At 67.6% G+C, this 26,760-nt stretch carries 25 protein-coding genes; 12 read left to right on the forward strand and 13 right to left on the reverse strand.

What is annotated here, in order from left to right:
• Positions 1 to 259: 259 nt before the first annotated feature.
• The 8 genes from BKA15_RS17160 to BKA15_RS17195 all read left to right on the forward strand — a co-directional run bounded on the left by BKA15_RS17160 (position 260) and on the right by BKA15_RS17195 (position 8,397).
• Positions 260 to 487, forward strand: a complete 228-nt coding sequence (locus BKA15_RS17160; RefSeq protein WP_179752756.1) for a hypothetical protein — start codon at positions 260 to 262, stop codon at positions 485 to 487.
• An 80-nt stretch (positions 488 to 567) separates the two neighbouring features.
• Entirely contained in the window at positions 568 to 2,013 is a 1,446-nt protein-coding gene (locus tag BKA15_RS34905) for a GntR family transcriptional regulator (protein WP_218871407.1), read from the forward strand.
• Between the two features lie 23 nt (positions 2,014 to 2,036).
• Positions 2,037 to 2,498 (forward strand): TSUP family transporter, encoded by a 462-nt coding sequence (locus BKA15_RS17170; protein ID WP_218871409.1) that lies wholly within the window; start codon positions 2,037 to 2,039, stop codon positions 2,496 to 2,498.
• A 116-nt stretch (positions 2,499 to 2,614) separates the two neighbouring features.
• Positions 2,615 to 4,201: an IS21 family transposase gene (istA, locus tag BKA15_RS17175; protein ID WP_218871116.1), complete on the forward strand. Its 1,587-nt coding sequence runs from the start codon at positions 2,615 to 2,617 to the stop codon at positions 4,199 to 4,201.
• Positions 4,198 to 4,968 carry an ATP-binding protein gene (locus BKA15_RS17180; RefSeq protein ID WP_179749499.1) on the forward strand — a complete coding sequence of 257 codons (771 nt, stop codon included), beginning with the start codon at positions 4,198 to 4,200 and terminating at the stop codon, positions 4,966 to 4,968. Before istA ends, BKA15_RS17180 begins: the two co-directional genes overlap by 4 nt.
• Before the next feature lie 125 nt (positions 4,969 to 5,093).
• Positions 5,094 to 5,390 (forward strand): sulfite exporter TauE/SafE family protein, encoded by a 297-nt coding sequence (locus BKA15_RS17185; protein ID WP_218871411.1) that lies wholly within the window; start codon positions 5,094 to 5,096, stop codon positions 5,388 to 5,390.
• Positions 5,391 to 6,977: 1,587 nt separating this feature from the next.
• Complete coding sequence (locus BKA15_RS17190; protein WP_179752760.1) at positions 6,978 to 7,808, forward strand: hypothetical protein; 831 nt, start codon at positions 6,978 to 6,980, stop codon at positions 7,806 to 7,808.
• Complete coding sequence (locus BKA15_RS17195; RefSeq protein ID WP_179752762.1) at positions 7,801 to 8,397, forward strand: hypothetical protein; 597 nt, start codon at positions 7,801 to 7,803, stop codon at positions 8,395 to 8,397. The genes BKA15_RS17190 and BKA15_RS17195 overlap by 8 nt, the downstream gene beginning before the upstream one ends.
• Before the next feature lie 1,085 nt (positions 8,398 to 9,482).
• On the opposite strand, the gene BKA15_RS17200 is transcribed toward BKA15_RS17195, so the two are convergent.
• The 3 genes from BKA15_RS17200 to BKA15_RS17210 all read right to left on the reverse strand — a co-directional run bounded on the left by BKA15_RS17200 (position 9,483) and on the right by BKA15_RS17210 (position 11,770).
• Positions 9,483 to 10,385: an HNH endonuclease gene (locus BKA15_RS17200; RefSeq protein ID WP_218871413.1), complete on the reverse strand. Its 903-nt coding sequence runs from the start codon at positions 10,383 to 10,385 to the stop codon at positions 9,483 to 9,485.
• Between the two features lie 66 nt (positions 10,386 to 10,451).
• Positions 10,452 to 10,790: an NUDIX domain-containing protein gene (locus BKA15_RS17205; protein WP_218872156.1), complete on the reverse strand. Its 339-nt coding sequence runs from the start codon at positions 10,788 to 10,790 to the stop codon at positions 10,452 to 10,454.
• Positions 10,791 to 10,930: 140 nt separating this feature from the next.
• Positions 10,931 to 11,770, reverse strand: a complete 840-nt coding sequence (locus tag BKA15_RS17210) for an arylamine N-acetyltransferase family protein (RefSeq protein WP_246322367.1) — start codon at positions 11,768 to 11,770, stop codon at positions 10,931 to 10,933.
• 42 nt (positions 11,771 to 11,812) lie between these two features.
• Here BKA15_RS17210 and BKA15_RS17215 point away from each other — a divergent pair, with 42 nt between their 5' ends.
• The 4 genes from BKA15_RS17215 to BKA15_RS17230 all read left to right on the forward strand — a co-directional run bounded on the left by BKA15_RS17215 (position 11,813) and on the right by BKA15_RS17230 (position 14,761).
• Entirely contained in the window at positions 11,813 to 12,436 is a 624-nt protein-coding gene (locus tag BKA15_RS17215) for a histidine phosphatase family protein (RefSeq protein WP_179758525.1), read from the forward strand.
• Between the two features lie 62 nt (positions 12,437 to 12,498).
• A complete protein-coding gene (locus BKA15_RS17220; protein WP_179752766.1) occupies positions 12,499 to 13,254 on the forward strand; it encodes an SDR family oxidoreductase in 756 nt (251 codons plus the stop codon).
• A gap of 74 nt (positions 13,255 to 13,328) precedes the next feature.
• Positions 13,329 to 13,823: a carboxymuconolactone decarboxylase family protein gene (locus BKA15_RS17225; protein WP_179752768.1), complete on the forward strand. Its 495-nt coding sequence runs from the start codon at positions 13,329 to 13,331 to the stop codon at positions 13,821 to 13,823.
• A gap of 14 nt (positions 13,824 to 13,837) precedes the next feature.
• Positions 13,838 to 14,761 (forward strand): RNA polymerase sigma-70 factor, encoded by a 924-nt coding sequence (locus BKA15_RS17230; RefSeq protein WP_179752770.1) that lies wholly within the window; start codon positions 13,838 to 13,840, stop codon positions 14,759 to 14,761.
• 7 nt (positions 14,762 to 14,768) lie between these two features.
• Here the strand turns inward: BKA15_RS17230 and BKA15_RS17235 are convergent, their stop codons facing one another.
• From BKA15_RS17235 to BKA15_RS17280, 10 genes are all read right to left on the reverse strand, one after another.
• A complete protein-coding gene (locus tag BKA15_RS17235; protein ID WP_179752772.1) occupies positions 14,769 to 15,215 on the reverse strand; it encodes a DUF1643 domain-containing protein in 447 nt (148 codons plus the stop codon).
• A 136-nt stretch (positions 15,216 to 15,351) separates the two neighbouring features.
• A complete protein-coding gene (locus BKA15_RS17240; RefSeq protein ID WP_179752774.1) occupies positions 15,352 to 16,500 on the reverse strand; it encodes a DUF2332 domain-containing protein in 1,149 nt (382 codons plus the stop codon).
• A gap of 61 nt (positions 16,501 to 16,561) precedes the next feature.
• On the reverse strand, positions 16,562 to 18,412 hold the full coding sequence (locus BKA15_RS36900) for an MGH1-like glycoside hydrolase domain-containing protein (protein WP_179752776.1): 1,851 nt from the start codon (positions 18,410 to 18,412) through the stop codon (positions 16,562 to 16,564).
• Positions 18,409 to 19,212: an ATP-binding cassette domain-containing protein gene (locus BKA15_RS17250; protein ID WP_179752778.1), complete on the reverse strand. Its 804-nt coding sequence runs from the start codon at positions 19,210 to 19,212 to the stop codon at positions 18,409 to 18,411. The genes BKA15_RS36900 and BKA15_RS17250 overlap by 4 nt, the downstream gene beginning before the upstream one ends.
• On the reverse strand, positions 19,209 to 20,216 hold the full coding sequence (locus BKA15_RS36425) for an ABC transporter ATP-binding protein (protein ID WP_218871422.1): 1,008 nt from the start codon (positions 20,214 to 20,216) through the stop codon (positions 19,209 to 19,211). Before BKA15_RS36425 ends, BKA15_RS17250 begins: the two co-directional genes overlap by 4 nt.
• The gene (locus BKA15_RS17260; RefSeq protein ID WP_179752780.1) at positions 20,213 to 21,745 is read right to left on the reverse strand and encodes an ABC transporter substrate-binding protein; all 1,533 of its coding nucleotides are present in this window, start codon (positions 21,743 to 21,745) and stop codon (positions 20,213 to 20,215) included. Before BKA15_RS17260 ends, BKA15_RS36425 begins: the two co-directional genes overlap by 4 nt.
• A 31-nt stretch (positions 21,746 to 21,776) precedes the next feature.
• Positions 21,777 to 22,607, reverse strand: coding sequence for an ABC transporter permease (locus BKA15_RS17265; RefSeq protein ID WP_179752781.1), 831 nt, complete (start codon positions 22,605 to 22,607; stop codon positions 21,777 to 21,779).
• A 59-nt stretch (positions 22,608 to 22,666) separates the two neighbouring features.
• Positions 22,667 to 23,587 carry an ABC transporter permease gene (locus BKA15_RS17270; RefSeq protein ID WP_179752783.1) on the reverse strand — a complete coding sequence of 307 codons (921 nt, stop codon included), beginning with the start codon at positions 23,585 to 23,587 and terminating at the stop codon, positions 22,667 to 22,669.
• 5 nt (positions 23,588 to 23,592) lie between these two features.
• Positions 23,593 to 24,654, reverse strand: coding sequence for a LacI family DNA-binding transcriptional regulator (locus BKA15_RS17275; RefSeq protein ID WP_179752785.1), 1,062 nt, complete (start codon positions 24,652 to 24,654; stop codon positions 23,593 to 23,595).
• Positions 24,651 to 26,750 carry an exo-alpha-sialidase gene (locus tag BKA15_RS17280; RefSeq protein ID WP_179752787.1) on the reverse strand — a complete coding sequence of 700 codons (2,100 nt, stop codon included), beginning with the start codon at positions 26,748 to 26,750 and terminating at the stop codon, positions 24,651 to 24,653. The genes BKA15_RS17275 and BKA15_RS17280 overlap by 4 nt, the downstream gene beginning before the upstream one ends.
• Positions 26,751 to 26,760 lie beyond the last annotated feature (10 nt).

Genomic DNA, 26,760 nt, shown 5'->3' on the forward strand with positions numbered 1-26,760 from the left:
CGTGGAGAAGCATGACGGAGCGTGCCCGCGAAACCAGCGACGAGCTGGTCCTCTACGAGGATCAGCGCACGCTCCTGCGCGTCACCAAACCTATCCGGCTGCTCGGCGCAGCCCACGGCGGCGTACACGTCCTTTCCGGCGGCAGCTCCACGTCGCCGGGATCATCCGCCAGCGTCTCGTCATCGACTCCGGCGGGGTTTGCTACGCCTCCGGCTACATTCGCGTCGTTCCCAAGGTTGCAGCCGGTGGCTTCCTCGACGTGACCGGGCATCTCGATCCCGTTCGCTGGCCTCCCGCTGACATCGACGGCACCATCCTCGTCGCCGTCGGCGCACGCTACGGCCAGCACGTCGTCGCCGCGGACGGCACGCTCGCCCCGTATGAGCCGACCGCCGTGGAGCGGATCAACGACAGCACCCCTCGGTTCCGCATCGTCCGCAGCGGACCGACACCAACCCTCGAAGGCCCGATCGAGCCGACCACGTAGCCGATCGCGCCCAAGCGTCGCCCCTTCGCGCACCTGTGAATACGGGAGTCCCCGTGCACAGGTCAACGGAGGTGGTCACGATGGCCGTGCCGCGGTATCGGGCCGAGCACTTTCAGCCGTCCGGCTGGGACAGCGGTACACCCGACCGCAAGGCAAGGTTCGTGAACTCACTGCTCAGATTCATCGCCGACGACTTCCCACGCGAACGGTTCACCCGCAACCTCTACCTCAGCCTCTCGACCCACGGCTACTTCGGCTTCATCGCCCACTACGACATCTACGGCTTCTACGCCGAACAGATGTCAACACCCGAGCGCCGGGCGCAGTTCGTCCGCGACCTCTCGATCGATTGTGAACGCGAGGCGCACCTTGACCGGCCCGACCTGTGGAGCGATGCGAAGGCCGTCCTCGCCCAGCACCTTCGTCCCGGCCAGAAGCCCACCGGCTCGCGGCGGCTGCCTCCCGTCACCGCAGTCGGCTGTCGAGATGCAGCGAACATTGACAACTCGCTGTCAATGTCAAGATCTACTTACCCAGTCGACTTCGATGGCGTTTGCACTCCCGCGCCGGTTCGGGCGGTGCGGAGGCTGGAGATGCCAGACGAGGCATCTCCAGCCGGGGCAGCGCGAGGAGCGCCGTCGCCCCGTAACGGGAGCGGCGCACCTCTGGCGCACCAGTGGCGGACCTATGGCGGAACTAGTACCATCGTTCCCATGGAGGCGACGGGCAAGGCACCGGCAGACGAGCCTGGCTTGACTGCCCCGCCACCCGAAGCTGGTCGACACATCCCCCCTGAGTGGGTCTCCACGCAGCCCAGGGCCGAGCGAGCTCGGCGCGTAGCCGACATCCTCCGTGAGCAGATCTCCGCTGGAGTCCTCGACGGGACGCTGCCCGATGAACACACGCTCGCCCACACACTGGACGCATCGCGGAACTCCGTGCGGGAAGCACTCGGCCTGCTCCGTGACGAAGGCCTAGTGAGCCGGCGCCGCGGCGTCGGCACGGTCGTCGTGACACCGACCTACGGCCATGGGCTGGACCGGCTGGAGGGTCTCGCGGAGGCACTGGCCGGCCACGGGACGGTGACCAACCAGGTCCTCCTCGCCGAGCTGATCGCTGACCCGCCGGCTGATGTCCTCATGCGACTGGCTCTCGCCGCCGGCGAGACGGTGGTCAACATCGAGCGCGTTCGTAGTGTCGACGGAGCGCCGGTCTCGCTGGACAGCACCTACCTCACCGCCTCCGTCGGCCAGGGGGTGCTTCAGGCTGACCTGGAGAGCAGGGATATCTTCTCCGTGATCGAGGAGACCATCGGGGATCGGCTGGGGCGAGCTGAGATCGAGGTGCGCGCGGCCGTCGCAGACGACGAGACCGCCGAGGGTCTCACCATCGCCGCCGGGGCCCCGATTTTCGTGATCGGCCGGATCACCCGCCTGCGGGACGGAACACCGGTCGACGTCGAGACCCTGCGCATCCGTGCGGATCGAATGACGCTTCGGGCCACCCTGTATCGCGGGCCGGCGTGAGCGGCGTCGGTCTGCCAGTTCTGGTGGCGCTTGCCGTCATCGGCCTGGCCGGCGGGATCGGCATCACCGCCGTCGGGCCGGGCGGCGTGCTGCCCACCATCGGACTGTTCGCGCTGACCGGACTCTCACCCGCCCAGGTGGCCGGGACCGCGATCGTCACCCACGTCGCCACCGGCGCCTTGGGAACGACGGCCTACACGCGCTCGGGCCAGCTCCGCGAGCCCGCCACCCGCCGGATCGCGCTGATCCTGGCCGGGACCGCCCTGCTCGGGACCCCGCTGGGCGTGCTCGCCGGGACCGCGGTGTCTCGACACGCGTTCGCGGTGGTGCTCGGCCTCGTGGTGGCAGCGGCCGCCGGGCTCGTCTGGTGGCGCGCCCGAAGCCCCCACGCCGCACTGCTCCTCAACCCACCGACATCGCTGATCGTCGCCCTCGGACTGGGCGTCTCGACCCTGATGGCGCATAGCGCTTCTTGGTACCGGTAGTCCAGCTATGTGGTCCTGCGGTTCTGGCTAGTTGGTACTGGCTTTGTCCGTGCTGGTTCTCTGATCGGTGCGGCGGCACAGGGTGTGTCGTCGGTTACTGATTCGGAGGTGGCTGGATGGCTGACTATCGGGCGATTTTGGAACTGGTGCTCGCGGGTCGCGGCTATAGCGAGATCGCCGCGGTTGCGGCGTGTTCCCGCCGGGACGTGTCGCGGGTGAAGCAAGCGGTCACTGAGCGCGGCCTTGCCTCGGCTGCGGCGGTGAGTGACGCCGATCTGGCGGAGTGGTTCCCGGACGGGCGCCGACGGGTGTCGGAGGAGTACGAGCAGCCGGACCTGGCTCGGGTGCTCGCGACGATGAGGGCGAACCGGCATTTCACATTGCTGCTGGGGTGGCGCCGTTACGCCGACGGCGACGCGGCAGGCAAGAAGAAGTACGGGTATTCGCAGTTCTGCGCGCTGTTCGCCGACTACGTCAGGTCCAACGACCTGGTCGCGACGCTGCATCACGAGCCGGGCCGGGCGATGCTGGTCGACTGGGCCGGCGACACCATCGATCTGGTGGACTCGGTCACCGGGGGCGTGACGCGGGCCGTGCTGTTCGTCGCGGTGTTGCCGTTTTCCGGGACGCTGTTCTGCCGGGCCTATATGAACATGAAATCCGAGTCGTGGCTAGACGCGCACGTGCGCGCGTTCGCGTTCTACGGCGGGGTAGTCGCGATCGTGGTGCCCGACAACCCGACGACGTCCACGCACCAGCGGGCCAAGGGCGATAAGGCACGGGTCGTCAACGCCCGCTACCAGCAGCTGGCCGATCACTACCAGACGGCGATCGTGCCGGCCAGATCCCGGAAACCCCGCGACAAAGCAGCTGCGGAAAACGCGGTGAACATCGTGAACAAGCGGGTCATCGGCTATCTCGAGGGTGAGGTTTGGACGGGTCTGGCCGAGTTGAACGAGGCGATCGAGGAGCGGGTGTGGGAGATCAACCATGATCTTCGCCGCGCCGACGATACGACCCGGTGGGAGCGATTCACCGCCGAGGAGGCCCCGCTGCTCGCGCCGTTGCCCGACACCCGGTTCGAAGAGGTGCAGTGGAAAGAACTCAAGGCGGGCAGGAACTACCACCTCACCGCCGACTATCAGCACTACTCGGTTCCCTACCGGCTGGCCGGAAGGCTGCTGCGGGTGCGGCTGACCGCGGCGACGGTGACCGTCTTCGACGGGGTCGACATCGTCTGCGAACACCGGCGGCTCAAGGGCCGCAAGGGCCAGTACTCGACCCTGGCCGAGCATGTCCCCGCCCAGCACCGCGACGTCGACGGGTTGTGGTCACGGCGCTGGTTCGTCGACCGGGCACACGCCTTCGGGCCGGCGACCGTGACGGTGATCGAGCAGATCTTGGATCGGCACGTGATCGAGGCCCAGGGTTACCTCGACTGCCAGAACATCCTGTCCGGGCTCGGGAAACGCAACCGCCCACGTTTGGAGGCGGCCTGCCAGGAGCTGGTCAACAGAAACGGCCACGCCACCTACTCGATGCTCAAGCGGATCATGGCCGCGATCGATTCCGACGCCAAACGGGCCCGGCCGAACGTCGCGGCCGCGTCGACCGTCAGACGCGGCGACCCGAAGGCGGTCGGGCCGGACGTATTCGTGCGTGACGCCTCCCACTACGGCGCCGACGAGCAGGTGACACCGTGAGCTTCACCGGCATCGACTACGACAAATTCCGGGCCCTGCGGGTCACCCACGTCGCCACCCGTCTCGAAGAACTCATCGCCGACGAGGCCAACGACACCCTCACACCCGAGCAGCTGTTCCTCACCGCCGTCGACGACGCCCTCGAGGTTCGGCGCGCCAACAAGAACGACAAGCTGATCAAGGCAGCCGGCTTCCCCATCCCACACGCCTCGGTCGCCGAAATCGACTACCGCGACGGGCGCGGCCTGACCGCGGTGCGGATGCGACGATACGCCGCACACCACTGGCGGGCCGACCCGACGAACCTTTTGATCATCTCACCCACCGGAGGAGGCAAAACCTATCTGGCATGCGCGATCGGCATCGCCGCCTGCCACACCGAGCACGCCGTCTACTACACGCGGATGGACGATCTGGCCCGCCGACTGATCATCGCCCGCTCCGACGGCATCGCCCACCAACAGCTGCTCAACGACCTATCGGACACGGACCTTTTGATCGTCGACGACTTCCTGACCGTCGGCATCGACCCCGCCGCAGCCAACGACCTGTTCGCAGTGCTCGCCAACCGGGAACACCGGCTGCCGACGATGATCGCCTCACAAACCGGTCCAGCGCACTGGGTCGAGGCCCTACCAGACCGCGTCGCCGCCGACTCGATCGTGAACCGGCTCGCCCACCACGCCCGAACCATCAACCTCGGACAGATCGACATGCGCAAACTCCGCCAGGACCAAACCCGCACAGACAAGCAGTACTGGGAATAGACCCCCACACAGTGGTGCCGGCCCGCACGCATCAAACCACGGCCGGTACCACCCACCCAGAACAGCAGTACCAGATCGCTGGACTACCAGTACCACCCGGCGCTACGCGCCACCTGAGCGGCATCGTGGGCATCGGCGGCCCCATGCTGACGGTGCCCCTGCTCGCCGCAGCCGGCCTCCCCGTGCTCCGCTCACTCGCCTGCGCGCAGGCGCAGTCGATCGTGATCGCCACCGTCGGCACCATCGGGTACCTCATCCACGGCACCATCGACTGGCCCCTCGCCGCCCTCGTCGGGATCCCCGAACTCGCCGGCGTGCTCATCGGCTGGAAGATCGCCCACGCGCTGCCCACCCGGGTTCTGAGAAGTGCCCTCATCGCCACACTTGGCGTGCTCGCCATCTACCTGGTCTGGCAAGGCTGATGCCAACACGCGCCCAACCGGCAGGTCACCAGCGCCTGCCTCGCTGTGAGGTCAACACCTCCACACCCGACCCGCTCCGCCGAACATCGCCGGGACCGCGGCGCCGAGGTCTGTTTCGTCAAAGTTCTCCGGTGGCGTGACGGCGTTCGTCAATCTTCGCTGCATCTCGACATCGGCGCACGCCCGCCCACTCAGCGGCGGGACCAGCCGACCCTGTTCTGACTGTGCGGCGGGGGGATCACGGCAGCAAGTCCTTCGTGTGTGTCCACACCGTCATCCGATGTACGCCGAACCGCCTTGAGATGGACACCACGCTCTCGCCGTTCGCTCGGCCAGTTCGGATAGCGTCCACCTGGCTCTCCGTCAGAGGTGTTCTAGCTCGTCTCCTAGGGTTCGCCACGACGCCCGGCTCGCTCTCAGAGGCCCCCACCGGCTCATCGCCGACACCGAGTTTTGCCCGCTTCCACGCGGAACCGAGCCGTTCGAACCGCTGCCAGGTGTTCGGTTTGAATCCACCCGCGTCCACCACTGTGATGAGTCGGGTCATCGTTGATAGATGAGTCGGGTCATTGTTGAGAGCCCGGCCAGCGGCCGGGCTCTTTGTTGTTGTTGCGCCAGTAGGCCTTGTCGCGGTTGATTGGTGTGTTCGCTGAGGATCTCGCCGGTGGTGCGGTGGATGACGGTGGCGGTGGTGGCGTCGGTCAGGATTAGCGCGGGTGTGCCTCGATGGCGGTCGCCGATGCCAGCGATGCCAGGTGGTGCATTCTTCCGGCGCGGCGGCGGCTGATCTTGCCTCCGTGGTCGACGTGGTCGAGCTACACACGAATGATTCTCGCGCACCGTCAACCTCTCCGAGCAGTAGCACAACTTCGGCCGGGCCCGTCGAGACGGATTCGGTCGCTATCTACTGTCTCGCATTGACGTCGATCGATGGCGAACAGCCACGCCACGACGGCACCGACGAGCGCGCCGATGAGGTTCACGGGAAAGGGTGTCGCCGAAGGTCGCGAACGCAGGCCAATGAGAGGCCAGTTCGGCAAAGCGGAAGGCACCCTCCACTCCCGGCCGGCGTTGAGCGCCAGCGATGACAGGCGCCTTGATCCGGCACAGGATCATCTTGTGGCGGCAAGACCACCTCAGGAACATCGCCCAACCCTAAGGTGCCTTCACGCGCCGATCGAACGGTCGCCGTGGAGCGTCCGAGCCGCTCAGTGCGTCTCAGGGGCCTGATATGAAGACTCCTGGTCAAGATGCGTCCGGACTGACTTCGTCGACCTACTGTCAAGACGACCCGAACGTCGATTCTGGTTCACAGACTCGAGCTGCACTGTTACCTTGACAGCGTGCGATCCATGCGCACCAGAGTGGTGAACTGAAAGGACCTTCTGACTAGGTATTTATTTGCTCGCTGTCTAGGATAGCGATGCTGGGACACTTGCTGAGTGATCAACATCAACCCAGAACTTGCACCTATCGTTATACATTCGTGACCGCGTGTCGTCGGAAATGCGGGGAATCGAGGTTCATGCTTCTGGTGGAGGATGACAACCCTGTCCCTTCAACCACAGACTGTGAAGGGGACTCAACATGATTCCCATCAAGACCACGTTCGAGGACATCGACAAGCTGCTCGCGTTCCTGCGCCCGAACTTCGGCTGGGTGTCGCTCACGAAGGTCAAGGCGAACCTCGACTCGAAGACCACTGACAACCGCAAGCTCGAAGCCGCACGGTGGATCGGACTGATCAAGCGCGACGGCCAGAACGTCGAGATCACGGATGCTGGCCGCGCGTACGCATCGACCCAGGACCCCGCCGAGAGGGCACGCATCATGGCCGGCCTGCTCGCGGCAGCACCGCTCTACGCGCAGACGGTCGAGTGGATGTACCACGCGAACAAAAGCGAGCCCACGAAGACTGACGTGGGGGACCAGTGGTACAAGCACTACAGCGAACTGCTCGAAGGTGCGCAGGGAGCGGCGTTGGGCGACGGTGTGATCATGTTCATGCGAGTCGCACAGGCAGCCGGACTCGGCAAGTTCATCACCGCCGGCAACCGCCGCCCCGAAACCTACTTCAAGGGTGAGCGTCCCGCGATCGAGCAGTTCTACAACACCTACGTGCTGGGGAAGCCGGCCGATGATGCGGACGTCGCGACCGCGACGCCACGCATCGATGTCACGCCCGTCAGCGCGCCTCAGCCATCTGGCCCGTCGCCGATCTACACCGCGCCGGGCGCGGCGGCACCGGTCCAGGCCGCGCCGCAGGTGACTCTCCAAGCTAGCCCCGCGATCCACATCAATCTGGAGATTCACATCGCGGCGGACGCAACCGCCACCACCGTGGCGGAGATCTTCAAGAACATGCGCAAGTACGTCCTGAGCGACGGCACGGCCGAGGTGGCGGAAGGTGATGAGTAGCCAGGTGCCGAGCCTCGCGTCGCTCGCCGAGTTCCAGCGCCTTCATGCCCTGCCGGTGAAGGACTCAAGAGTCGAGGCCCCGGCGCAGGCGCTCCATTCACTCCGCGAAGCGGCGGCATCCGCTCCGCCGGACTACCGGGACTACCTCGACGAGGCGGTGCGCTGCTACGAGGGCGGCATGTACCGCGCCGCCGTACTCATGGTCTGGTCGGCGTGCATCCAGCATCTGTTCTCGGTCATCGACGGCCACCAAGGCGGCATCAAGGCCATGGAGGCGGCGCATCGTGCGCGCTTCGGGAAGGGGGACGCGCCTCCCGCGTCCTACAAGAAGATCGGCAAGACCGACGATCTGCTCTACTTCAAGGAGGCGAACGTGCTGCTGATCGCTGAGGATGCCGGGCTCATCAACCGCAACGCCCGCGACCTGCTCGATGAGAAGCTCAAGCTGCGCAACCGTTGCGGGCACCCGACCCGGTACAAGCCGGGTCGCGAGGAGACCGTCATCTTCATCGAATCACTCCTGGTCAACATCATCGGTGGCACGATGGTGAACTGGCAGGAAGACTCGACTGCTCGCCAAAGCGCGTGACCGTTTCCCGCCCGGAGGGCGTCCCGACTGCAAGCGAACCGCGACGGGCGGTGAGTTGGGCGGCTCAGTAACCACTTGGACGGCGGCCCGCGGACGAATTTCCCCGCCCTGACCGAGTACCGCCTGGCGCACCGCCGCGTCGCGGATTCCCGTCCGCCGGGCGACCTGCGCGAGCGTCGTCCCCGCTCTCGTAGAAGCATGACGCTCGTTTGCTTTGCTCCGCGTCCAGGGCCACCACTCTCACTTCGGTACCCACGCGACGAACCAGCGTTGGGATCGTGCCCCGGTGCTCACCTACTTCGCAGCAATCGTCCGAACTGGAATCCCCGCCACGTAGTCCGCCACCAGTTCAGCCCGCCGCTCAGTTGCAACGCCATCGCGAGCGCGTCGAGCACTGCGGGGGGAGCGGCATGGCTGACGCCCTGCTCCAGGCGCGTGTAGAAGCCGACGCTCACGCCAGCGAACTAGGCAAGCTCCTGCCGCCGCAAGACCCGGCACCCGGCACCCGGCGGAGCGTCATTTCCGGGGACAAGCCCACCTGCTCCGGCGAAAGCCGTTCTCGTCGGCTCCGGAGAAGCCCGCCCAACTCCCTCTGCGCCGTCGTTACCACGTCTTCCAGCATGCCCTCCGCCAAGCGGCCGCGCCTGCCTCTGTGAGGTGAACCCAGACGCTGACATCACGAGCTGGTCGCTGGGGTGCTTTGAGCGGTACGCGGAGACCATGGAGGGTGTGGAGGAGCTCGTGATCACGGTGATGGACGCGGAGACCCCCGATCAACGCGGTGACGGGGTGAGGCCGCGTACTCGTTGCGAGCGGACCGTTCTTTGCTCACCTTCGGCGCGACCAGGAGTACGCCCGCCACCATACTCGCGGACATAACCATAACACCTCGCGGATCGCCCTGATCACGGGATCAGAACTCCCCACAATTGCTCGCGCACAGACAAGGCGTTCCAGTCATGATCATCTGGCCTCGAGGTGCCAGACGCGACTAACAAGTCCAACGAGGAAGTCGACCCGCGGGCTGCCTCCTTATCCTGCCTCCACCAGCAGCGGTCAGGAAGATGAGTCCTTGGCTCCCTGACTCAGCCAGCTTGCTTGAACTCGGTGAATCGAGCATCGAGGCGGTCCCTGTCAGGTCGTTCCCCAACTCGTGGGGGAACCCAGAGTCGACGCTGGTGCATCTGCTGCAACCCATACTTGAGCATCGGTCCGTCTACCTCGATGAGCACCTGGTGATTGATGTGGACGACGTAGTCAGGGGAGATTCCCAGGATGTTCTCGTCGTACGCCGAGTGATGAATCTTGCAGAGTGCAAGCCCATTCGCGACCAGTGGGTGGCCGTAGCTCGCGGAGTCGGGCGTGATGTGGGCGGCGTCGAGGAGTGGTGGCTTCCTGAGATCGCAGACCGCACACTTGCGCTCGTAGGCACTGAGCACGCGGGAACGGAATACAGGCTGGTGCACCCGCTGTTTCATCACGCGTTCGACATAGCGCCGTTGATCATCCGTGAGATTCGACGGGTCAGGAAGGAAGCGCAAACTCTCGTCCAGAGCCAGGAGGAAGCGCCGATGCTCGGGCTCCTCTCGGACCACGTACACAGGCATGATCGGGACGAACTCACCTGCGGCAACCTTGCGCAGCATGACGATCGGCAGACTGAGCCGCATGGCCTCACGTAGTTTTGCGTTCGAGCCACCGCCGGGATCTTGACCAATCGGCCGCTTCTCGTAGGAGTAGCGGTACAGCGAGTCGCCATGATCACCGTCGTCGTACTCACTGTCGGGGTCGCTGACGATCGTCAACGTCGCAGCGTACGAGGACGGGTTCCAGATGCCCTTGCTGACATCCTTGATCCGCTGCGGACCCCAACCGAAGTCGACCCGGCCGAGCCATTGAGAGGTCAGCACAGCGCGCTGTGCGAACTCTGTCGCGAGTGCGTGCATGAGAGCCTCACGCTTGGTGAGTTCTCCGGGCAGGTCCACCACAGTCAGAGGATCGCATCTTTGCTGGCCTCTCGGCACAAAGTCATCCGGATTGATCGGAATCGGGATCTACTTCAGGACCAGGGAGTCCGCGAAGGTGTCGAAATCCTCCAGCGTCTCTCGATACACCGGGTGAAGTTCGGGCAGAGCCGATCGATCGAAGAAGCGTGCATCGACGGTTTCGTCGGTCTCGCTGAGGAGCGATCCTGACCAGCGGTCGACTTGGAAGGTCACCGTGAACATCTGGTGTTGGCCGCCGTAGGCGTTGGTGAACCAGAAGCGTTTCTCCGTGTAGAGCGCGATCGGCGCGGCCGCTTCGACGGTCAGGCCGGTTTCCTCGCGGACCTCGCGGACCGGGGCGTCCGAGACGATTCGCCCAACTCCATTCCGCCCGCCGGCATGGCCCAGGCGCCGTTGTCGGAGCGGCGAATGAACAGAAGTCGATCATGGTTGTCCGTGATCACGGCGCGTGGGCCTGGGGTGATCAGGCGGCGATCGCCGACCAGTTGGCGCAGGGATCCGACGTAGGACTCCTCATAGGACATGGGCTACCCGCGTAGTTCGCGAACGCGGACGGCCAGGCGCTTGGCCTCGTCGTCCGACAGGTTCGCACCCGCTCGTTGTGCGAGGTCCTGGAGGTCGTCGGGGTCGTAGTCGTGCCGCTCCGGCTCTCCGGCCGCTCGACCGATGGCCACGTAGTCGAGGGTCACGGTGAGGAGAGTGGGGGTTCCGTCCGGGTCGAGGCCGTGGCGGTTGAGCATCAGGGAGGTGCGGAAGTGGGTGGTGGGGGCGGTGCTGGTCCAGTGGTGGCCCATCTCTACGTCGACTCGGCGGACGGGGAGTTCGTCGATGGAGTGCATGAACTCCCAGTCGCCGGCTCGCTTGCGCCAGAGTTGCCAGGCTTGGCCGCCTGGTTGTTCCGAATCAGCGACCCGGATCTGGTGCGGCCAAAGGCCAGTTTCGGTCTCGGCTCCGTCGGCTAGTTCGATTGGGACCAGGGGTGGGATGCCGATGCCGGGGTCGCTCATGTACCGGCGGCCGTCGAAGGTGACGATCAAGACCAGGTGGGTGCGCGGGGACGCTTGGGCATCGCCTACTCGAGCTAGGCGGGGTTCGACGTCGTAGCCGAGTTGGGTCAGGACAGCGTGGAAGAGTGTGCCGTGCTCGAAGCAGTAGCCGCCTCGGTGCCTGCGCACGAATTTGTCCTGTACGGCAGCCAGCGACACCCCGGGATGCTGCTCCAGCAGCACATCCAGGTTCTCGAACGGGAACGTACGCACGTGCGCGGTCTGGAGGCGGCCCAAGGCCTCCAGAGAGGGCGGTTCGGCGGTGGCGCCGGTTCGGGCCAGGTAGGCGTCGAGGTCGAGGTCGGCGGTGTCCCAGGTCATGGTGAACATCATTCCCTGCTCGGCGTGCGAGGGTTGATCATTGTGAAGAATGTGTACGTCGTCACCCATCCCGAGGCCACTCATCATGTCGACGGTCTGGTCGGCGGGTGGTACGACTCCGACCTGACCGAGCGCGGGGTCGCCCAGGCCGGGCGGATCGCGGATGCCCTGGCCGGGGATCTCGGCGACACAATTCCCACCATCTATACGTCCGACCTGCTGCGGACCCGGCGTACGGCAGAGATCATCGCAGGCCGGCTCTCGTCGCCGCTAAAGGTTGATCCCGATCTTCGGGAGCGCTCGTTCGGCGAGGCGGGCGGGAAGCCGCAGGCTTGGCTTCAAGATCATCTCGTGCCGGCGACAGACGGCGAGGACTGGACGCGCCACGACGAGGGCATCCCGGGTACGGAGACCAGGATGGCCGTCGTCGAGCGGATCTATGCCGCCCTGCAACGGATTCGGGACGATCCGGCCGAGCATCAGGTGGTCGTGACGCACGGCGGTACGGCGAGCTACCTGTTCGCGGCCTGGATCGGGATGCCGATCCAGGCCGCACCAGGCGCCTACTTTCGAGTGACGTCCGGCGGCATCAGCCTGCTCCGCAAGGATGATCACCATCATCCCTACGAGCTCGCCCGGCTCAACCGGACCGATCATCTCGACTAGGCACCCTCCCTCACGGCCGACCTGCCACGGACCAGACATCCGTCCTGTGCGAGGGTACGAACGTGGATGATCATGCCGGCAAGGTCGCGCTCGTCACCGGTTCGTCCCGGGGAGTCGGCGCCGAAACCGTTCGAGGGCTGGTACGGCAGGGAATCGCGGCCGTCGTCAACTACCGCGACAAGGCCAGCCGGGCCAATGCCCTTGCCGACGAGCTCCGCTCCGCCGGCGGACGCGTGCTGACGGTCCAGGCCGATGTCACCGATCCCACCTCCGTGGAACGGCTGCGCGACGAGATCGGTCAGGAGTTCGGCGGGCTGGACTTCCTGATCTTGAACGCCTCCGGCGGGATGGAACGCGACGCCGACGAGACGTACGCCATGCGACTCAACCGCGACGCCCAGGTCGCCGTGGTCGAGACGATGCTGCCGCTGCTGCGACCGGGCGGGCGGGTCGTGTTCGTGACCAGTCACCAGGCCCACTTCTTCGGTCAGCGCGCGGTTCCGGACGCGTACCGGCCGGTGGCGGAGAGCAAGCAGGCCGGCGAGCACGCCCTGCGCGAGCGGATCCCAGCGCTGGAGGCAGCAGGGCTCAGGCTCACCGTCGTGTCCGGCGACCTGATCGCCGACACGATCACCGTGAAGATGCTGGAACGTGCCCAGCCCGGCACCGTCGCCGCCCGCGAAGCCGGGGCAGGCCGCGTGTTGACCGTCCCGGAATTCGCCGAGGCCGTCGTCGCGGCCGCCCTCGATCCCGCGGCACCCAGCGGCACAACGATCTTCGTCGGCGGCGCCGACTACCTCCACGAGCAGGGAATCTGACCGCCATGTCACAGGCGGGCCGGCTGTTTCGTCTTCGGGGTGGTCACGCATCCGATTTCGACGGAGGAGTCACCATGAACGCTCGACTGAACCTGATGGGCAACCCGGCCGCCATGCCGGTGATGAAGGCCATGATCGGTGCCCACAAGGCTCTGGCCGGTTCGTCGCTGCCGACGAGCCTGCAGGAGCTGGTCTCGCTGCGGGCCAGCCAGCTCAACGGCTGCGGTCCCTGCATCGACATGCACACGAAGGAAGCGGCGGCCGCCGGCGAGACCTCGGAGCGGCTCCACCTGGTCGCGGCCTGGCGGGAGGCGACCGTGTTCAGCGACGCCGAGCGGGCGGCTCTCGAGCTGACCGAGCACGGCACCCGGCTCGCCGACAGCCCGGACGGGGTCCGCGACGACGTCTGGCAGCGGGCCGCCGAACAGTTCGACGAGGAGCAGTTGACCAGCCTGGTCATGCTGATCGCCATGATCAACACCGCCAACCGGATCAACGTGATCACCCGGCAGCAGGCCGGCGGCTACCAGGCCGGTGCGGCCGCGGCTCACCTGGCTTCGGCCGGCTGAACGGGAGGTCGGGCATGGGGCGGGCCGAAGAGTTCCAGGAGCTGCGGTCGCTGCTGTTCGCGATTGCGTACCGCATCCTCGGCAGTGTCACCGAGGCCGAGGACGCGGTGCAGGACACCTGGCTCCGCTACGAGGCGGCGGAGTCGACGCCGGTGTCACCGAAGGCCTACCTCTCGACCGTGGTGACCCGGATCTCGATCGATCTGCTGCAGTCGGCGCGGTCCCGACGGGAGACCTATGTCGGCCAGTGGTTGCCGGAACCGCTGCTCACCGATCCCTACCAGGACCCGGCTCGCTCGGCCGAGTTGGCCGACTCGGTCTCGATGGCCGCGCTCCTGCTGCTGGAACGGCTCAGCCCGTTGGAGCGGGCCGTGTTCGTGCTGCGCGAGGTGTTCGGGTACGGCTACGACGAGATCGCCACCGCGGTCGAGCGCTCCCCCGCGGCCTGCCGGCAGCTCGTCGTACGGGCTCGGCGGCACATGGCCGAGGGCCGGACGCGGTTCGAGGCCGACAGCCGGGCCCACGACGAGCTCGCCAACCGGTTCTTCGACGCGATCCGGATCGGTGATCTTGAAAGCCTGCGCGAACTGCTGGCCGCCGACGTCCAACTCGTCGGGGACGGCGGCGGCAAGGCCCCGCAACTGGCCCGGACCGTCCACGGCGCCGACAAGGTGGCCCGGGTGGTGGCGAAGAACTTCCCGCCCGTGTTCGACTTGGACGTCACGCTGGAGCGGCACGAGATCAACGGCCAGCCCGGCGCCATTCTGCGGGTACGGGACGGCGGCGTGATCGGGACGATCGTGCTCGACATCCTCGACGGGCGGATCCAGGCGATCCAGTCCGTGATCAACCCGGACAAGCTCGGTCACCTCGGCCCGGTCGCCGACATCTGGGCCATCCGGGACGAGGTGAGCCGACGGCTTCGGCCACGACCGTAGCCTCGGCTCACCGCAGCAGCGATTCCGCCCGAGGCGTGCTGGTCGGCAGCAGGCTGTCCCTCAGCGCCTCAGCGAAGGGGACGCCAGGATGAGCTCGATGCGTCCAGCGCTGCCAACGAGACGGATGACGCGGACCATCGCCGACCTGCCACTCGGGCAGCCGGCTCGCGGCGATTCGGTCACGGAGCCACTCGACCTGGGTCCGAAAGTGGGAGCGAGCGGTCCCGGTCGGCTCGGCAGCACCGTAGGCCAGCAGGACCCCTTCGGCACCGGTGATGCAGTCCAGCAGAGGCTGCCGGGCGGACAGCCACCCGGACTCGTTCGCACCCAGCAGCGCGATCTCGTTGGTGGTCTGGGACGACTCGGCGAACAGATTCGCGATCTCGACTCGGGCGAACCCCAGCAGGTCCGCAGCCAGTTCGACTCGTCGCAGCGTGCGCGTTCCCTCCGTCAACGGAGGGTTCGCCAGAATCGCCGCAAGGACTCCTTCAGCTGCGCTACCCACGGGCGCTATTCCAGCAGCGCTTCGACTGGTTGCGCCAAGGGGGCGGGCGAGTCGGGCAAGCGCGTGTGGCTGCCCTTCGACAGGCTCAGGGAGCGGTGGGGTCGCTCGCCCAGGCGAAGTCGTCGTCCGGGACCCGTGCCGGGGCGATCCACCGCAGGTAGGGCTCGGCGAGGGCCAGAATCTGATCATGCCGGGTGTCGGGCGATCGCAGGCTGACTCCGACGGCATAGTTCGTGACGACCGACGCCAGTGGACCCGACAGTCCGGCGGCGTCGATGCCGGAACGTGCAAGGAGAGCAGGGCCTTCGGCGAAGACCCAGCCGATCCGACGGCGTTCGGCGGCGGAGCGGAGTTGATCATCGAAGGCGGTCCGCTGATCTTGATCGAGATAGCTGAGCAGGGACGCGGTGAAGACGAGCACCGGCTCGTCGCCGGGAAGTTCGTCGATCACCGCGGCGGTGTCGGCGACCGCGTCGCCGCGGACCAGGCGGACGTCGGCCTCCGTGGTCCGGAAGGCCTCGATCGCCCCGCGCAACGTGGCCAGGTCGTCGATGCGTTCCGGCCAGATGAACGCCTCCAACCAGTTCCGAGCCTCGGGGTCGTCGAGATCGACGGGGTGCTGATCAAGGCCGAGGCGCTGCCGTACGGGCGCCGGTCGGTCGGCCCACAACCGGTCCGCCGTAATTCCCCGCTGCGCGGTCTCGACCACCACAGTCGACTCGTCGCCGCCGGCCAACGGACTTCCGTCCAGGCGGTAGGCGTAGCGATCGAAGATCAGATTGAGACCCGCGCTCGCTCCGATCTCGAGCAGATGGACCGGACCCGGCCAGTGCCGTGCCAGCTCGTGCCGGCCGAGCCGGAGGGCGAAGCAGCGCCGGATCTCGTTGGTCTGCGTCGATCGGGTCGCCAGGAGCTGCTCCAGTTCCGACCAGTGCTCACGACAGAAGGCGGCGAAGGTCGGGGCCAGCCTCGCATCGATCTTCCTGGTGCCTCCGTGGATCGGGTAGTAGCTGCGCAAGGCGGCGTCCTGATCGTTGGCGAGCAGCAGGTTGACCGCGGCGAAGAGGAGACTCGGCCGACGCTGATCCGGCGGTGCCGTGGACGTCAGTTCGAGAAGCTGATCATCGTCGGCCACCGCTGCGCTGAGCGTTGCGTAGACGTCCGATCTGCCGCGGCACTGGGTCTCACCGAAGAACCGGAACAGATGACTCAGCTGCTCGTATGACGGTGGCACCGTTTCACCCTAGGCCCTTCGACAGGCTCAGGGCGCGGCATGGACTGGCCCTTCGACAGGCTCAGGGCGCGAGTGCGGTGAAGGGGATCGTTCCGGATTCGATCAGGAGCGGGAGGCTGAGCAGGGCGCCCCAGGAGTGGAAGGGTTCGCTGTTGGGGCGGTCGCAGCCGTGGCCGTGTTCGCTGGAGTAGTTCTCGTGGATGTGACGCTTGTCGCGCCATTCGACCATGGCCAGGGCGCCGGAACGCTCGGCGAGCCAGGTCGCCTCGTCGGTCAGACCGGCTCGGCGCAGGCCTAGGTAGGTGAGGAAGTTGATCGGGGGCCAGGCTCGGCCGATCCAGTAGGAGTGCTCGCGATCGGAGATCAACAACTCCGAGCGCGGTGAGGACGGGAGGACCCACTCGCCGCCGAAGCCGTCCTCGGTGCGTAGGTGGGCGTCGGTCATGATCTTGGCCCGGCCGTCCGAGCCGCAACCCGCCAGCAAGGGGAAGAAGCTGGCCGGGGACAGGAAGGCGGTCGGCTCGCCGGTCTCCGTGAAGTGTCCGCGGTACGTGCTCGACGGCTCGTCCCAGAGCAGCTTCTCGATCAGGTCCCGGACGGTCTCGCCACGCTGACTCAACTCCTCCGCCTCGCCCGTCCGGCCGAGTTCCGCGGCGATCTTGCTCAGGGCCTCGCAGTCCATCGCGTACTGGGCGTTCAGGCCGACGTCGTGGACGCCGAGCAGCCCGGTTCCCTCGTCGAACGGGATGTCGCGGAACGCCGGGTGATCATCGGCGCCGGTCTCGCAGGTGGCGCCGAAGTGCTTGCCGATTCTCGGAATGTCCTGCGGTGACGGGAACTCGGGCTCGAAGACCGTGGTGCCGGGGCTGATCATGGTGCCGTTGTGCCGGACCCGCCACCACCAGCGGTTCCAGCCGAGCAGGATCGGATACACCTCGTCCAGGAGCCAGCGCTCGCCGTGCCGGCGATACAGCTCCCAGCAGACCATCGAGCCGACCGGCGGTTGTGAGCCGTCGTATGTCTTCCGGCCGGTCCCCTGCGCGACGTTGGGCACGAACCCGTCCGGCACGACCTCGCGGCACATCTCGACGGCGTTGGCGTACGCGACGTCGGTGCTGGTCAGGTCGGCGAGCAGGGCGTTGAAGAAGTTGTCCCAGCAGAACAAGGCGAAGCCGCCGCGCTTGCCGACGTTCCAGAGCCGGCTCACCGTCGTCACGACCCGGTCCTTGGACGGTTCGTAGACGTTGTTCCAGGAGATCGCGTCGCGGACCAGGTCGCGGTGCTCGGCAAGATCATCACCGGCCGCGGGCGCCGGGCAGTGCCGCTGCTCGGCCTCGGCCAGGATCCGGTCGATCTCGTCCAGGGTGCGGCGCGGGCCGGTGCCGATGCCGATCGGGCCGGTCAGTTCCACGGCCAGATACGGGCCCAGTTGATCGGCGTACGGATCCTCAACGACCGGTCCGGTCGACCAGACGGTGGCATGATCACCGACCAGCGTCTCGTCACCGCGGCGCACGGTCCCCGGCTTGTTCCACAGGTAGGCCGCGCCGATGATCAACAGGGCCGGGCGCCGTTGGTTGGCCAGCGGTTCGACCTTGATCACCAGCTCGTCGGTGCCGGGCACCTGGGCGGTGGTCACCTCGATCGTGATCTCGGCCCAGCGCACGGTGACCCGGGTGTACTCCCCCAGCGGCGCGTGCGGGCCGAACGTGACGTCCTCGTCGTCCCAGCCACCTTCGACGGTGCCGCGGCGGCCGATCTGCGCGGTGGTCAGCGTGGTGCCGCGGTAGAGCTCGTGCAGGCCGAGCGAGATGCCGAAGCCGTACGGGAGCAGCACCTGGCGCAGCACGCTGCGGGTGTCCCAGGTGTTCCAGCCGCTCCGCAGCCGATCTTGAACCTCAGCGTAGGTCACGAAACGTCCTTCAGGTCCAGGGCGGCATCCAGCAGTGCCTGCGTGTAGGGGTGTTGCGGTGCGTTGAACAGGTCCTCGGTCATCCCGGTCTCGACGATCTCGCCGGACTTCATCACCAGCACCCGGTCGGCGATCTGGCGTACCACTGCAAGATCATGACTGATGAAGATCATCGCCAACTCCCGCTGCGCACGCAGATCGGCGAGCAGCCGGAGCACCTGGGTCTGCACCGAGACGTCCAGCGCCGACACCGCCTCGTCGCAGACCAGCAGCCGTGGCTGTAGGGCCAGCGCGCGGGCGATGCTGACCCGCTGGCACTGGCCGCCGGACAGCTGCCCCGGATAGCGAGCGACGAGGTCCGCGGACAGGCCGACGGCCCCGAGCGCCGCCGCGATCGCCGCCCGGCGGTCGCCCTCCGGAGCAACGGCGGGATGGGTCTGCCAGGCCTCGTTGATCAACTCCGCCACCCGCATCCGTGGGTTCAGGGACGACGCCGGGTCCTGGAACACCATCTGGATCGCGCGTCGGTCCGCGGCCCGGCGACGGCGCAGCAGCGGGCGTCCGTCGAAGATCAACTCGCCGGCATCGGGGCGTTGCAGGCCGACCACGCTGCGGGCGATGGTGGACTTTCCGGAGCCCGACTCGCCTACGATCGCGACCGTCTCCTCCGGCCCGACGGTGACGTCCGCACCGGCTACAGCCACGGCTCGTTCCCGACCGATTCCCTTGCCGGGCACGGGAAACGTGACCCGGAGTCGCCGGACCTCGAGCAGCGGCCCGGCACTGATCAACTCCGTCATCGTGACACCTCCTCGGCGACATGGCAGGCGGCCAGCCGATCCGTACCGACGATCCGCAACACCGGCCGCTCCTCGACGCAGCGATCATGGGCCAGCGCGCACCGGGTCCGGAACGGGCAGCCGGTTGGCCGGTCCGCCGGGGTCGCCGGTGCACCGGGCAGCGGATCGGCGATCGCGGTCCGGGTCCGGACGGCCGGGACGCTGGCCACCAGAGCCTTCGTGTACGGATGGGCGGGACGCCGCAACACCTCGACGGTCGGGCCCTGCTCCATGATCGACCCGGCGTACATCACCGACACCCGGTCGGCCACGTGCGAGATCACCCGCAGATCGTGGCTGACGAACAGCATCGCCGAGCCCTGCTCGGCCCGGACCTGGCGCAGCATCTCCAGCACCCGGGCCTGCACGGTCACGTCCAGGGCCGTCGTCGGCTCGTCGGCCAGCACCAGCGACGGCCCGGCGATCATGGCCATCGCGATCATGGCACGCTGCCGCATACCGCCGGAGAACTCGTGCGGATAGTTGCCGATCCGCCGTTCCGGGTCGGGGATCCCGACGTGCTCCAGCATCTCGATCACCCTGCGCTGGACCTCGACGGACGGTACGCCGCGCCGACGCAGTACCTCGCCGACCTGGCGGCCGATTCGCATGGTCGGGTTCAGGCTGGACATCGGGTCCTGGAAGATCATCGAGATCTCGGTGCCGCGCAGCCGGCGCCGCTGGGCGGGCGACGCGGCCAGCAATTCCTGGCCGCGCCACACGATCGACCCGGTCACGTCCATCGCCGTCGGCAGCAGGCCGATGATCGCCCGCGAGGTGAGCGACTTGCCGCTGCCGGTCTCGCCGATCAGACCGAGGGTCTCGCCGGCGTCGATGGTCAGCCCGACGCCGTCCAGCAGGGTCAGCCCACCGACGCTCACGGTCAGGCCGTCGACCGTGAGGAGCCGCTGACCAGGCTCGGTCACGGTCGTCTCGACCCTGGTGTCGGAGGTGGGCAAGGTCACGACCCGGCGACCTTCGCGGCGCGGAAGGCGGGCAGGCCCTGCGGGTCGAGGGTGAAGCCGCTCACCTTGTCGTTCCAGGCGTAGGAGGTCTTGACGAACATCGGGAACATGCCGACGGCGTCGTCCCAGATGATCTTGCCCGCCTGGGCGTACAGCTCCTCGCGTTTCGCCTGGTCGGGGTTCGATCCGGCCTCGGCGAGCAGCTTGTCCAGCTCCGGGTTGCAGTAGCCGTTGCGCTTTGCGGCGCAGGTGTAGAGCCGGCCCAGGTTGGTCGACGCGTCGTAGCCGGCGGTGCCGACCTGCTGGAAGTTGATGTCCCAGCGCATCGCCAGCAGGTCCTCGATGAAGACCGCCTGCTCCTTCTCCCGGGCGTCGATCTTGACCCCGATCTTGGCCAGGTCGGACACGATCGCGGAGACGAACGGCTTGAACTGCGACTGGTACTGCAGTTCGTACGTCTTGTCGAAGTCGAAGCCGGCCTCGGTCAGTGCCTGCTTGGCTGCATCCGGGTCGTACGTGACCGGCGTCTGCGGCGCGTACCCGAACACGGTCGGGGCAATCGCCGAATCGGCCGGGGTCCCGGTCTCCGGATTGATCTGCTTGATGATCGTCGCGAAGTCGACCGCCTGCCAGAGCGCTCGCCGTACCTCCGGCTTGTCCTTGAAGAACGGCCGCTCGCTGTTGAACCAGATCAAGATCGAACCGGCGCTCTGCACCGCCTCGGTCTTGATCGTTCCGGCGGCGCGCAGCTCGGCCAGTTGATCATCGGGAACGCCCCAGACGACGTCGACCTCGCCGGTCTGCAGCGCGGTCAGCCGGGTCGAGATCTCCGGGATCGTGCGCAGCGTGAGCTTGGTCAGCGTCGGCGCACCGCCGAAGTACTGCGGGTTCGGCACCAGCACGACGTCCTGCCCGGCGGCGAAGGATTCGACCTGGTACGGACCGGAGCCGACCGGTTTCTCGCCGACCGCGCCGGCCTTCGCCTCCGTCTCGGACGGCAGCACGTAGAACGTGGTCAGCTTCGACGGCAACGCCGCATCCGCCTTCTCCGTCGTGAACGTCACCGTCTTCGGATCGGGAGCGGCCACGGTGACGCCGGGGAAGTTGGCCGCGGGCGGCGAATCCAGCTCGAGGAAGCGCTTGAACGAGGCGACAACATCGGCCGAGTCGAGCGCACTGCCGTCGGTGAAGGTCGCCCCCTCACGCAACGTGAAGGTCCACTCGTCGCCGTTGTCGTTGGGTTTCCATTCGGTTGCCAGGTCGCCGACGATCTTGCCGGTCTCGTCGGGCGCGGTGAGCCGGGAGTAGATCTCCTTGGCCACCAGGTCCATGCCGGCCGAACCGCCGCTGGCCGAGTGCGGGTCGAGGTTCTCGACCGGATACTGACCGCTGGCAACAAGTTCCTGCGGCACGTCGCCGCCGGCCGTGGGTCCGCCGCCGCCGGTCGTCGTCGTACACGCGGCGAGGGGGAGCAGCAGAGCTGCGGCCGCGACCAGTCCTTTCACCAGTCTGACGCGGGTCATGATCATGTACCTCCGTTGGTTACGTGGGAGAGCAAGGTCATCGGCTGCGGGCCCGGCCGAAACGGGCGGTGAGTTGATCACCGAGGATGCCGACACTGACCACGAGCACGGACAGCGCCAGGCCGGGCCAGGCGGAGATCCACCAGGCACTGGCGAGATAGGCCCGACCGGCGGCGACGGTCTGGCCCCAGGAGACGATCGACGACGGCAGGCCGATGCCGAGGAAGCTCAACCCGGCCTCGGCGAGCACCACCAGGGCGAACTCGAGGGTGGCCATCGCCACCAGCGGGCCCGCCGTGAACGGCAGCACGTGCCTGATCAACAGCAGCGGCCCGGGCACGCCCATCAGCCGGGCCGCATCCACCCAGTACCGCTCGCGCAGGGTGAGCACGACGCCGCGGGTGACCCGGGCGAACGAGATCCAGTTGGTCACCGACAGCGCGATGATCACCAGCAGCAGGCTGCGGGCGAAGATGCCGGCGATCACGATCGCCAGCACCAGTCCCGGGAACGCCTGCAGGATGTCGATGCAGCGGGCCAGGACGGCGTCGATCCAGCCGCCGCGGAAGCCGGCGACGGCACCGATCAGGACGCCCACGCCGAGGCTGATCAACACCACGCAGACGCCGATGATCACCGACGTCCGGGCGCCGTGGATGATCTGGCCGAACAGGTCCCGGCCGAGCGCGTCGGTGCCGAGCAGGGCCGTGGCCCCCGTGGAGGTCACCGCTCCGGGTGGCTTGAGCCGGTCGGCGAGCGGCGTGTTGATCGGGTCGTACGGGACCAGCGCCGGACCGATCACCGCGGCGATCAGGTAGAACCCGATGATCACCAACGGCACCAGCATCCCACCGGCACCGAGGCGCACCCGGCCTGAGCCTGGCGACGGCCCTTCGACAAGCGCAGGGCGCGTATCCGTCAGCGTCGTCACGACGTCCTCCCGGTACGGATTCGCGGGTCGAGGACCCGGTAGACGAGGTCGGTGGCCAGGTTGAGCAGGACGATCACGCCGGCGACGATCAAGGTCGCCGCCTGCACCACCGTGTAGTCGCGGTTGCCGACCGCCTCCACCATCAGGGTGCCCAGCCCCGGCCAGGCGAACACGTTCTCCACCACCACGGCGCCGCCGAGCAACGCGCCGATGTGCAGGCCGATCACGGTGATCACCGGGATCAGCGAGTTCTTCAGCGCGTGGCCGAGCACGGCCTGGCGGAGCGTCAAACCCTTGGCGTAGGCGGTGTCCAGGTAGGCCTCACCCATGTTCTCGACGAGGCTGCTCCGGGTCACCCGGGCCACGATCGCGACGAACGGGAACGCCAGCGTGACCGCGGGCAGCACCATGTGCAGCGGCGTTCCGGTGCCGGCACTCGGCGTCAGCCGCAGCCACAGTGCGAAGATCAAGATCAGCATGATGCCGATCCAGAACGTCGGAAACGACTGCAGCATCGTGGTCAGCCCGGACACGATCCGGTCCGTCCACGTGTTCGGCCGCATCCCGGCCAGGATGCCGAGCGTGAGCCCGACGACCACGGCCAGCGCCGTCGAGGTCAGGGTCAGTTCGATCGTCGCCGGCAGTCGGTCGAAGACGGCCTCGATCGCCGGCATCCGGAGCCGGTACGAGTCGCCGAAGTCGAGCCGGACGGTGTCCAGCAGGTAGTTCCCGTACTGCACGAAGATCGGTTGATCGAGTCCCAGCTCGGCGCGTAGGCGGGCGATCTGGCCCGGTTCGGCGTCCGGGCCGAGCAGCACGGCGGCCGGGTCGCCGGGTGCGACCCGGATGATCACGAAGATCAGGGTCGCGGCACCCCACATCACCAGCAGCCCGATCGCGAGCCGCCTGATGATCATTCCGATCACGGCGATCCTCCCGGTTCTCCACAGGAGTTGCCGATCACCAGGGTGCAGTCCACGATGGTCTGCTCGGGCTCGGCGGCGTCCAGCATCCCGATCAGCGCCTGCACCGCCCGCCGCGCGATTTCCTCACGAGGCAAGGCGAACCGGGTCCAGTCCAGGTGGCTCGGCTCCCAGGACGGCCGGTCGCCGAGCAGCGCGATCGACACGTCGCCGGGGATGCTCAGGTTCGACTTCTCGGCCAGCGCGTCCAGCGTCGATACCAAGGTGTGGTCCTCGCTCGGCTCGATCAGCAGCGCCGTCGCGCCGTCGGCGAGCCAGCCGCGGACGCGGTCCTCAGTCAGCTCGGCGGTGGACGACAGCTCGTCGACGCTCACCGCCTCCGGCGCCAGGTCGTACCGCTTCCGGGCACTGGCCAGGCCGGCCAGCCGGTCCAGCGTCGGGGCAGTGTCCTCCGGCTGCCGCAGGTAGATCATCCGGCGGTGGCCGAGTCCGACCAGATGGCCGATCAGTTCCTCGGTCGCGGCGATGTAGTCGGGCGCCACGTACGGGATCGTGGCGCCGGGCGCCTCGCGGCGGCCGATGAAGACGAACGGGAAGTGCTCGGCGGTGAGCTGCTCCAGGTCGGCGGTCCGGACGTGCCGGCCGATCATGACGCAACCGTCGGCCATCCGGAGCCGCTGCAGCCGGTCGTCGGCCAGCGGGCGCCGGCCCCGGCCCGCCGACGTGAACAGCAGCAGGTCGTAGCCCTGCTCCGCGCACTCCTCCTCCACGCCCTGCAGGAACGGGTAGTAGAAGTCGCGGTCGTCGGTCGGAAACACCGACTCGAACGTGTACAGACCGATCAGGTGATTCCGCCCGCCGCGCAGACTGCGCGCCGCCGGGTTCGCCGTGTAGCGGAGCTCGGCCGCCGCAGCCAGCACCGCTTCGCGAGTCGATTCCTTGATCAACTGTGCGGAGGCGCCGCCGTTGATCACCATTGACACGGTGGCCTGGGACACCCCGGCCAGCTTCGCGATGTCCAGCTGGGTCGGCCTGCTGCGCCGGCTCTTGGGGGTGCTCATTCGATCCGTTCCCATCGGATCGCGTCCGCGGCGACGTAGCCGTCCGCGTCATCGCTCAGGCTGATCATGGTCGACAACCCGTGATCAAGGTCGAACTCACCGAGCGTCTGCCACTCCGTGCCGCGCGGATCCCAGGTCCCGTGCTGTTGTTGATCAACGCGTACGACCTCGTCCGGACGCCCGGCCCGGTGCACGGTGAACGGCGCATTCGTGGCCCGGTTGGGGAACGGCAGGATCGAGGACTGGATCCGGTAGCGGCCGGCGGCCGGGATCATCGGCTGCCAGCGCACCACGGACGAGCCGGTTCCGGCCGGGTGGTGCCGGTAGTTGCTGCTCCAGGCGCCCTGGGTGCCGGCCGGCGAGGTGCCCCAGGTGCCGCTGACCAGCTGCCAGCCCAGCGGGACGTTGTCGATGATCACCTCGGTCGGCCGGTCCGGGTCCGGGGCCTTGATCAACGACAGGCTGTCCAGCCCGAGCACCGTACCGCCGCCGCGGCCGGCTCCCGCCACGGTGATCCGGAAGCGATTGCGGCCACGGGCCAGCCGGACCGTGCCGAGGTACGCCGGCTCGTAGCCCGGGGCCGACTCGCCGGTGGAGTCGAAGGCGGTCGCGGTCGGCAGCGGCCTGCCGTTGAGACTGACCTCGAGAGCGGCCCCGTCCATGGGCCGGAAGTAGCGCAGCTGCAGCCGGTAGTCGCCCGGGTCGGCGGCGAACTCGTACTCGACGAACTGGCCGGTGGCCGTCGTGTCGACGTGAACCCGGGTGCCGTGCCGAGCGATCGGGTCGGTGATCTTGGTCGGTCGGAGCGCTCCCCCGACGGGTCGGGTGGCGGCGAAGCTGATCACCCGCTCCCGGTACGCGAGCGGGTCGCCGAGTCCGTCCCGGCCGCGGGTCAGCCACTCCAGGTTGAACCGGGCCAGCGCCACCCGCTTCGGGAAGCTCGGGATGTTTCCGTCGCAGCCGTACAGGGCGATGATCGTGCCGTCGGACAGCCGGGCCAGATCGCAGTAGTAGGAGCGTTCCGGCGTGATCACCCGGGAGAACCAGAGGCTGTTCCCCTCGTCGTAGCTGACCGACACGGTCAGGTTGCGTCGCACCGGTGCGTCCGGCCGGGCGAACAGCATCCGGCTCAGGTCGCCGCTGCCGGGGCCGCCGGTGTAGCGGATCAGGGACGCGTCGACCGCGTTGAAGACGCCGGTCGCGCCGTCCAGCTTGGGATCCGACCAGGTCTCGCCCCCGTCCGGGCTGATCGCGACGATCCGCTGCCGGTTGCCCCCGGAGCTGGCCCGCGCGTTGATCAACACCGTGCCGTCGGAGCGCTGCACCAGCCGGGCCTCGTTCAGCGGGTAGTCCAGCGACACCGGAACCTCGGCACCGGCCACCCAGGTCGCTCCATGATCATCGCTGTAGATCGCGGAGACGCCGTAGTAGCGCTCGTTGGCGGGGGTGCCAAGGATGATCCGCCGGTGCGAGACGTTGATCAACAGTCGACCGCCGGCGAGTTGGATGCCGTGGCCCGGGCCGGGTCCGTGCAACGCCCACTGGTAAGGGAAGTGCTCGAACATGCCGGACAGGTCACGCGGCTCGCTCCAGGTCGCGCCGTCGTCGTCGCTGGAGATCACGAACAGGTCGCCGCGATCGCCAGAGCAGGTGGTGTTGCCGTCCAGCCTGATCGAGAGCATGTAGAAGCAGAAGACGGTGCCGGTCTCGGCGTCGACGACGAAGGCAGGGTTGCCCCAGGACTGCCCGTCGATCGACTTCACCAGCACCTGGGTCGGCTGCCAGCTGTCGCCGCCGTCCAGGCTGCGCCGGAGCAGCAGGTCCCGCGGTCCGGCGTCGCAGACCTCGTAGCGGCCCTCGGTGGCGGCCAGGATCACGTCCCCGGGCAGCACTGCCAGGCCGTGTACGTGGTAGTTCTCCAGCGGGTCGATCTCGGCGTCCCAGAGGGTGACCTCGTCGAACGACGGGGGACGGCGGCCGTTGGCTGCAGCGATCCCGGGCAGCCCGGCCCCGACCGCACCGAGAGCCAGGGCACCGACGGTCGAGGCGGTGAACGTGCGGCGGCTCAACGGCGGGCCCCCTGCGGAAGCGATCATGCGGGTGTCA

Source organism: Microlunatus parietis (assembly GCF_013407955.1).
GTDB lineage: Bacteria > Actinomycetota > Actinomycetes > Propionibacteriales > Propionibacteriaceae > Microlunatus > Microlunatus parietis.

Coding starts and splice junctions, on each gene's coding strand:
- BKA15_RS34905 (WP_218871407.1), top strand. CDS start 568: ATGGCCGTGCCGCGGTATCGGGCCGAGCACTTTCAGCCGTCCGGCTGG.
- istA (WP_218871116.1), top strand. CDS start 2,615: ATGGCTGACTATCGGGCGATTTTGGAACTGGTGCTCGCGGGTCGCGGC.
- BKA15_RS17190 (WP_179752760.1), top strand. CDS start 6,978: ATGATTCCCATCAAGACCACGTTCGAGGACATCGACAAGCTGCTCGCG.
- BKA15_RS17195 (WP_179752762.1), top strand. CDS start 7,801: ATGAGTAGCCAGGTGCCGAGCCTCGCGTCGCTCGCCGAGTTCCAGCGC.
- BKA15_RS17210 (WP_246322367.1), bottom strand. CDS start 11,770: ATGACCTGGGACACCGCCGACCTCGACCTCGACGCCTACCTGGCCCGA.
- BKA15_RS17225 (WP_179752768.1), top strand. CDS start 13,329: ATGAACGCTCGACTGAACCTGATGGGCAACCCGGCCGCCATGCCGGTG.
- BKA15_RS17230 (WP_179752770.1), top strand. CDS start 13,838: ATGGGGCGGGCCGAAGAGTTCCAGGAGCTGCGGTCGCTGCTGTTCGCG.
- BKA15_RS17250 (WP_179752778.1), bottom strand. CDS start 19,212: ATGACGGAGTTGATCAGTGCCGGGCCGCTGCTCGAGGTCCGGCGACTC.
- BKA15_RS17260 (WP_179752780.1), bottom strand. CDS start 21,745: ATGATCATGACCCGCGTCAGACTGGTGAAAGGACTGGTCGCGGCCGCA.
- BKA15_RS17270 (WP_179752783.1), bottom strand. CDS start 23,587: ATGATCATCAGGCGGCTCGCGATCGGGCTGCTGGTGATGTGGGGTGCC.
- BKA15_RS17275 (WP_179752785.1), bottom strand. CDS start 24,654: ATGAGCACCCCCAAGAGCCGGCGCAGCAGGCCGACCCAGCTGGACATC.
- BKA15_RS17280 (WP_179752787.1), bottom strand. CDS start 26,750: ATGATCGCTTCCGCAGGGGGCCCGCCGTTGAGCCGCCGCACGTTCACC.